The 3,541-nt window shown below is 50.0% G+C and carries 2 protein-coding genes and 1 pseudogene; all 3 read right to left on the bottom strand.

The window, feature by feature from the left end; genetic code table 11:
• A pseudogene (locus GRH90_RS26095) lies at window positions 1-590 on the bottom strand (hypothetical protein); the annotation flags it as partial.
• A 515-nt stretch (window positions 591-1,105) separates the two neighbouring features.
• Window positions 1,106-2,416 carry a fibronectin type III domain-containing protein gene (locus GRH90_RS25745; RefSeq protein WP_162368800.1) on the bottom strand — a complete coding sequence of 437 codons (1,311 nt, stop codon included), beginning with the start codon at window positions 2,414-2,416 and terminating at the stop codon, window positions 1,106-1,108.
• Window positions 2,417-2,744: 328 nt separating this feature from the next.
• On the bottom strand, window positions 2,745-3,541 hold a 797-nt coding region (locus GRH90_RS25740; RefSeq protein ID WP_218586293.1), incomplete at its 5' end, for a fibronectin type III domain-containing protein.

The following is a 3,541-nucleotide window of genomic DNA, read 5'->3' as shown; positions in this document are numbered from 1 at the left end:
ATGGTGATGCCGTTTGCCGCCGTGCTGTTTACCTCCGATCCGTTTTGAAAAATCCTATATCTTGCAACCGGCAAGGAACCGTCGGTGCCGGTATCCCATTGCAAGGTTACCGAGGTGGCGGCGGTGTAAGTTGCGCGCAGGAAAGCCGGTGAAGGCGGCTGGGCGACACCGGTGGTGGAGGCGACGACAGTATTGCTAAAGTACAAGCTTAATTGCCCATCGGCCGCCTCCGCTAAGATAGCGAAGCTGTATTCTGTACCCCGTAGTAGGTTATAAACTATGGTAGTCCTAGCTGTCGAACTGGCAAACCAGACGCCGTTAACATATATCCGGTAGCGAAACACCGCTGCAGTGCCGTCGTAACTGCTAGACCAGGACAACTCCACGTAAGTATTGGCTCTAACTCCGTAGTACAGATTTATCGGTGAGGGCGGAAGCGCCAGGGGTAATGTTCCGTCTGGAATCCCTAAGTGTGCTGCAGTCGCGGGCGAACCAAAAGGAGTGATGTCATCGCAATTGATTGGATTAGACGAATATGGATAAGTATAACACCGGTTATATTCCGGGATAACTAGATGATTCTCTCTCATTATTGGACCTCGATATTTTTCAGTATCTTCATAAAATAACTATTTTTTATATTGATTTTTACGATCAACGTTATTATATTCATTAAATGTCGTTAATTTAATGTTCTTTTTATTTCAAAGTATGTTGCTTAAAATATTAGGTAAACAGCCGTTGGTTAGTGTTAACTATACTTCTTCATGATTTAAATATTCATTTTATTCATAAATCGCATGATGTGGCAATAAGCCATTGGCGGGTAGAAATCCATAATTTTATCTTTATTTAATTTACCGGCGGAATTTGAAGTTGTCAATTGCCATAAATAGCGTTTAATCTGTATAAATGGGTTGTCTTATTATAAATACCGGGCTTGCCAATCCTTCTCTGGGCGGTTGGGTGCGGCTTCCATCAGGCTGCTTATAAAGCGGTCTCGAAGATTATTTCACTATGCTGGCTAGGTGTCGGCTTAGGGGGATAACATGGTATTGCCGCCCGTGAACCGGGCAGCAATAAGCTTGGCCATGGTGTAACGCTGTTACCAGGGAGATTGGACTGGATTATCGCCACCATACTGGTGCGCTTGATCGGGTGGATAATAGGGCTGCGGTGGATAACCTTCCTGTGCCGGCTTGTCGCGGGGAGCTGGATAGGGATAACCTTCAGGCAGGAAGGGCGAAGCAGTACCCAGCGGCAACGCAAAGCTGACCTGAGCATATCCGGCGCTGCGCTGCCCATCGCGGCCCACGGCAAATACCAGGAAATAATAGCTTTGGCCGGGGATGAGGGAATCCACCCGGATCAACGCGTTCGCGCCGGGAGAAAAAAACCAGGTCTGGCTGTAGAGCTCCAGCGCGGCGAAGCCGTTCACCACGCCGCCGCCGCCGCCGGGGATGATATTGAGCTGCACCGAGGTCGGGCTAATGGCTTGATAGGATGCGCTGAGCGGCGCGGCGGGCGGCAGCGCCGGCGCAGTCCCGATGATCACTTCGAGCGTATTGCTCCGTGAGGCGCCGGTTTGACCATTGGCGCCGACGGATATGATAAAAAAATCATACAGCAGGCCGGGGGTTAAGGTACTCAAGGCGAGGGTGTATCCGGTTATATTGGTAAGGAATGCGCCGTTTTGATACACGCTGAAATACGACACAGGCTCAGTACCGTCGGTGCCGCTGTCCCATTGCAAGGTGACCGAACCGGCGGCAACCGCCGTGGTGCGCAGATTCACCGGCGAAGCTGGTCGGGCGAGCGCCGTGGTGGTAACGTTGATTTGATTGCTGGGACTTTGACCCAATTGCCCATCGCCGGCTTCGGATATGATATAAAAATTATAAGTTGTATTCGGCGCTAAGTCGGTAACAGTAAAAATGTTTTCCGTTGTGGTGCCCACCGAGATTCCGTCTTGATATATCCGGTAGCGGAACACCGCCGAAGTGCCGTCGGTTCCGGTATCCCATTGCAGCGTTATTGACGTATTGCCTATATCTATCTCACGCAGATTAACCGGCGAGGGAGGGAAAAGGGATGAAAAGGGGGGAGTTCTGAAATTGGCTAAATTACTACTATAAATACTGATTATTCCATTTACCCCTATGGCATAAACTGTGAAGGAATAACCTGTATCAGGCGTTAGATTATCAACAAAAAACCAAGGGGTATTACCAATGGTTTGACCTGCATCGGTAGTGCCATTCCAAATTCTGTAATAAGCTACTGGTGTACCTCCTGTGCCCGGCAGCCAGGTTAGGAAAACTGACGTGGAGGTGAGGTCGCTGTATGCTAAATTGGTGGGCGGCGCCGGGGGTATAGTTAATGGTAAATTTTCATATGAATTATCAGTAATTAACATGATGCAATCCTCATATTAAGATGGGCTATTAATCTAATATTTTGCATAACTCTTCATGGTCTTGACAGCCAGGGCACGCTTTATTATGGGTGTGCATTGAAGTAATCCTCAAAATGACTAATTATCATGAATTGTAAATTTAGTGTGCATTGTTAGATTCGCGCTTCGTTTTACTTTAGACAGGCCAGTGGCAGAATAAAAATTACCTGTAATTGAATTTCACAAGATGATAATACAAAAAGGGTATCATTCTCATAAAGGCAGTCAATAGCTTAATTTGACGTATTGCCGCCCTTGAAATGGGCGGCAATATTGACAAGGTTATCGGTTACCGCTGATACCAGGAATATTGAATAGGACTCTCTCCCCCGTATTGCTGCGAGTTGGGCTGCGGATGATAACCTTCTGACCATGGCGTACCACAGGGTTCCGGATAGGGATAATCTGGTGATGAAATTATCCCCTGCGGCTGCGTAAAGCTGACCTGGGCATATCCGGCGCTGCGCTGTCCATCGCGGCCCACGGCAAATACCAGGAAATAATAGCTTTGGCCGGAGGTGAGATTATCCACACGGATCAATGGGTTCGCGCCGGGGGAGAAAAACCACCTCTGGCTGTTGAGCTCCAGCGCGGCGAAGCCGTTCACCAGGCCGCCGCCGCTGCCGGGGTTGATATTCAGCTGGGCCGTGGTGGCGTTGACAAATTGATAGCTCGCGCTGAGGGGCGCCGCGGGCGGCAGCGCCGGCGCAGTCCCGATGATCACTTCGAGCGTATTGCTGCTTGTGGCGCCGGTTTGACCATTGGCGGCGACCGATACGATAAAAAAATCATACAGCAGGCCGGGGGTTAAGGTATTTAAGGTGAGGGTGTATCCGGTTATATTGGCAAGGAATGCGCCGTTTTGATATACGCTGAAATACGACACAGGCTGCGTGCCGTCGGCGCCGGTGTCCCATTGCAAGGTGACCGAACCGGCGGCAACCACCGTGGTGCGCAGATTTACCGGCGAGGGCGGACGGGCGAGAGCGGCGGTGGTCGGGGTAATTTCATTGCTGGCATTCAAACCGAACTGCCCGTCTAACCCTTCCGACACGATATAGAAGCGATAGGTTGTTCCAGGCGTTA

Source organism: Acerihabitans arboris (assembly GCF_010131535.1).
GTDB lineage: Bacteria > Pseudomonadota > Gammaproteobacteria > Enterobacterales > Enterobacteriaceae > Acerihabitans > Acerihabitans arboris.
This window is presented reverse-complemented; position numbering and strand designations above follow the sequence as displayed.

What these genes read in the sequence shown, in the direction of transcription:
- GRH90_RS25745 (WP_162368800.1), bottom strand. Translation starts at nt 2,416, where the DNA reads ATGTTAATTACTGATAATTCATATGAAAATTTACCATTAACTATACCC.